Below are 3,860 nucleotides of genomic sequence, written 5' to 3'. Positions count from 1 at the left end.
TGGGTCGACCCTGCGGTGGGCTGGCGGAAAATCGCCGGCGCGCTCGCGGCCGGCGGGACACTCGCGCTGCTGTCGTACTTCGGCGTCGACGAGCCGCGCAGCAGGGACGACCAGGACGCGATGCTCGCCTCCATCGCGAAGGTCGCCCCAGACATCGCCGCCGGCTGGCCGGTTTACCGGGACATCGACAGCACGCTCGCCGGAGTAGAGCGGCGCCGCGGCAACGTCTCCGAGGTCTGGGCCTGGCTTGGCAGCTACGACATGGCGCAGGACTACGCCGCCCGCCTGTTCGGCGACGTGCAGGTGGCGCTGGTGCCGAAGCTTGTCGAGCAGACGGCCAGCGAACTCAACGCCACCTTCCGCACGATGTCCTACTACGCGCGCCTCTCCCCGTCACAGCGCGAGGCGCTCGCGCAGGAGTGCGAGGCGATTTACGCCCGCCTTGGCCGCCCGGTCCGCGCCAGCGTGGTCACGGCCCTTGTCACGGCCCGCCGCACCTGAACGGAGGACGCCGGATTCGAACCCGTGAGGGGTTGCCCCCAACACGCTTTCCAACACCGCTGATACGCGTTTACCACAGTCCCTCAGGATCGAACGACACAATGCGTTGACGACGGGCTTGCTCGGTGAGACGCTTCCGGTGCTCAACCGGTCCTGCATTTGCTTCTCACAAGGGAGTGTAGAGTGCGCGCAATCAGCAGATTTCGAGCGGGCCGAGCCTCGATCGGTGCCGCCTTGCTCGTCACCGCAGGTTTGGTCGTCAGCGGCCTAATCGCCGCGGTACCGGCTTCGGCCGCTGCGGGGCCAACGGCCCACCGGATCACCGTCCACCCGGAGATCTCCGCGGCCGGCGTGAAGGCGCCGAATGCCACCTTCGGTTGCCAAAGCCTTCCGATGGATGGCTCGCAGGGGCCGCGCTGCTACCAGCCAGCCCAGATCCAGAATGCGTACAACATCACCCCGCTGCTCAACCGCGGCATCAACGGCGCCGGCCGCACGATCGTCATCGTCGACGCCTACGGCAGCCCGACGATCGCCTCCGACCTGCAGACCTTCGACGCGACGATGGGGCTGCCCAACCCGTCATTCACGCAGATCACGCCGGCGGGTTCGCCACCACCGTTCGACATCAACGACCCCAACCAGTTCGGCTGGGCGGTCGAGACGACGCTCGACGTCGAGTGGGCGCACGTGACCGCACCGGGCGCGAACATCGTGCTCGCCGTAGCGCCGAGCAACAATGACTCCGACATCCTCAACACGACCACGTACGTGGTCGACCACAACGTCGGTGACGTCATCTCGCAGAGCTTCGGCGAGGCCGAGGCGTGCATGGACCCGACCTTGCTCAGCGAGCAGCACACGCTGTTCGCGAAGGCGGTCAGGAAAGGAATCACGCTTTTTGCCTCGTCGGGTGACAGCGGCGCCTCGCAGGCGAGCTGCGACCCGAACAGCACCGCCGCGCTGTTCGCCGTGAGCACTCCGGCTTCGGACCCGAACGTGACCGGCGTCGGCGGCACCACGCTCACGGCTGACCCCAGCACGGGTGCCTACCAGAGCGAGACCGCGTGGACTGAGCCCTTCGGCTGCAACCCGCCGGCGGTGGCGCCGACCGACGTGAACTGCAGCGGCGGCGGGTTCAGCAGCGTCTACGCGCGGCCGGGCTACCAGTCCGCGCTGCAGAAGAACCATGCCCGAGGCGTCCCGGATGTCGCCTACAACGCAGGCCTCGCTGGCGGCGTTCTGATCTACAGCGCGACGATCAACGTGGCCGAAGGGCTCCCGGCGAACGCGGCGGCGTTCTTCATTGTCGGCGGCACGAGCGCAGGCTCGCCGCAGTGGGCGGGTCTGGCCGCGGACGCCGACCAGCTCGGTCGGCACCGGATGGGCAACATCGACCCCGCGCTGTACTCGATCGCGCAGGCAAAGAAGCTGTACGCCGCGGCCATGCACGACATCACCACCGGCGACAACGACGTCGCCGAGATCGACGGCGACGGATACAACGCCGGCCCCAGATGGGATCCGGTGACCGGGCTCGGTACCCCGAACGCGGCAGTGCTCCTGCCGCTGCTCGCGGTCCTCACGAGCTAGCACGCCGGGTTGTCCGCGCTCGCCGTAGCAGCATTACGGCGAGCGCGGACACCTTCATCTGAGTACCCCGTTGACGTCAAACCGGTAGCCGAGACGAGTGTTCGGGCGTGTACCGAGGACCGGGAACGTATTGCCTGGTCACAAAAGCGGAGGATGCGAGATTCGAACTCGCGAGGCGTTGCCACCAACACGCTTTCCAAGCGTGCGCCCTAGGCCACTAGGCGAATCCTCCGTCGGGTAGCTTACCGGATGCGGAAGTGCTTCTCTCGTGTGCACCAGCACTGCCCGGGGTGACTAGACTTACCGAACGACCCCCCGTGCGGCGTTTACCTCGCCAACTCCCCCAGGGCCGGAAGGCAGCAAGGGTACGCGGGCTCTGGCGGGTGCGCGGGGGGTCCCCCCTTTCCGGAGGACCAGTCCCCCGGGCCCCCCTGTCTGATTCGCGGGGTGGCGACGGGCTTGGCCTGCGAGGATAACGTCATGGCGGAAGACTCCGAGGAAACCGGCCGCACGCGGCAGAACCTGGCCCTGTACCGCAAGTACCGCCCCGCCACCTTCGCCGAAGTCCGCGGCCAGGAGCACGTCACGCAGCCGCTCCGCCAGGCGCTGAGCAGCGGCCGGATCAACCACGCCTATCTGTTCAGCGGCCCGCGCGGCTGCGGCAAGACGTCCAGCGCCCGCATCCTGGCCCGCTCCCTCAACTGCGTGAACGGCCCGACCCCTGACCCGTGCGGGGTCTGCGACTCGTGCGTGGCGCTCGCCCCGTCCGGGCCCGGCTCGATCGACGTGATCGAGATCGACGCCGCCAGCCACGGCGGTGTTGACGACGCCCGCGACCTGCGCGAGCGGGCCTTCTACGCGCCGGTCGCCGGCCGGTTCAAGATCTACATCATCGACGAGGCGCACATGGTGACGCAGCAGGGCTTCAACGCTCTGCTCAAGCTCGTCGAAGAGCCGCCGCCGCACCTGAAGTTCATCTTCGCGACGACCGAGCCTGAGAAGGTCATCGCGACGATCAGGTCCAGGACGCACCACTACCCGTTCCGGCTGATGCCGCCGTCGGTGATGCGCGAGCTCACCGAGGAGATCCTCAACGCCGAAGGGGTCAAGTTCGATCCCGCGGTGCTGCCGCTCGTGGTGCGGGCAGGCGCCGGCTCCGCGCGTGACACGCTGTCCATCCTCGACCAGCTGCTCGCCGGCTCTGACGACAGCGGCATCAGGTACGACCGCGCGGTCGCGCTGCTCGGCTACACCGACGCCACCCTGCTCGACGAGATCGTGGACGCGTTCGCGGCCGGTGACGGCGCGGCGGTGTTCCGCGCGGTGAACCGGGTGATCGAAGGCGGCCACGAGCCGCGCCGGTTCGCGACCGACATGCTGGACAGGTTCCGCGACCTGATCGTGCTCGCCTCGGTGCCTGACGCGATCACCACCGGCCTGCTCGACGTGCCGCCGGACCGGGTGGAGGCGCTGACCGCGCAGGCCAGCCGCTCCGGCCTGGCGGCGCTGACCCGTGCCGCCGAGATCATCAGCGCGGGCCTCGACCAGATGCGCGGCGCCACCTCACCGCGGCTGCTGCTCGAGCTGATGTGCGCGCAAGTGCTCCTCCCGGCGGCGGCGACCGACGAGCGTTCCCTCCTGGCCAGGCTCGAGCGACTCGAATCGGGTGCGGTAAATCAGTCTTATCCGGAACGTACGCGGCCGGCTCCGGAGCCTTCCATTACTCCCGAGCCGGGCCGGCCTGTCACCGCGGCGCTGTCCCAGTC

General features: G+C 68.7%; 3 protein-coding genes, 1 tRNA gene and 1 other RNA gene. 4 read left to right on the top strand and 1 reads right to left on the bottom strand.

Translation table 11 applies throughout. The annotated features are described in order from the left end of the window. Positions 1-501 (top strand): hypothetical protein (locus tag WA805_RS28700; RefSeq protein ID WP_425243888.1); only part of this gene is annotated, 501 nt, incomplete at its 5' end. A gap of 393 nt (positions 502-894) precedes the next feature. Next, positions 895-2,094 carry a S53 family peptidase gene (locus WA805_RS28695; protein ID WP_422277552.1) on the top strand — a complete coding sequence of 400 codons (1,200 nt, stop codon included), beginning with the start codon at positions 895-897 and terminating at the stop codon, positions 2,092-2,094. A gap of 147 nt (positions 2,095-2,241) precedes the next feature. Here WA805_RS28695 and WA805_RS28690 read toward each other — a convergent pair. Continuing rightward, a tRNA-Ser gene (locus tag WA805_RS28690) sits at positions 2,242-2,326 on the bottom strand. Between the two features lie 74 nt (positions 2,327-2,400). Between WA805_RS28690 and ffs the strand changes: the two genes are divergently transcribed. Beyond that, positions 2,401-2,497, top strand: an RNA gene (ffs, locus tag WA805_RS28685) — signal recognition particle sRNA small type. Positions 2,498-2,574: 77 nt separating this feature from the next. After that, on the top strand, positions 2,575-3,860 hold a 1,286-nt coding region (locus tag WA805_RS28680), incomplete at its 3' end, for a DNA polymerase III subunit gamma and tau (RefSeq protein WP_425243887.1).

Source organism: Trebonia sp., from assembly GCF_049794275.1.
Lineage (GTDB): Bacteria > Actinomycetota > Actinomycetes > Streptosporangiales > Streptosporangiaceae > Trebonia.
The sequence above is the reverse complement of the archived record's forward strand: the minus strand, read 5'-3'. Positions and strand labels throughout refer to the sequence as shown.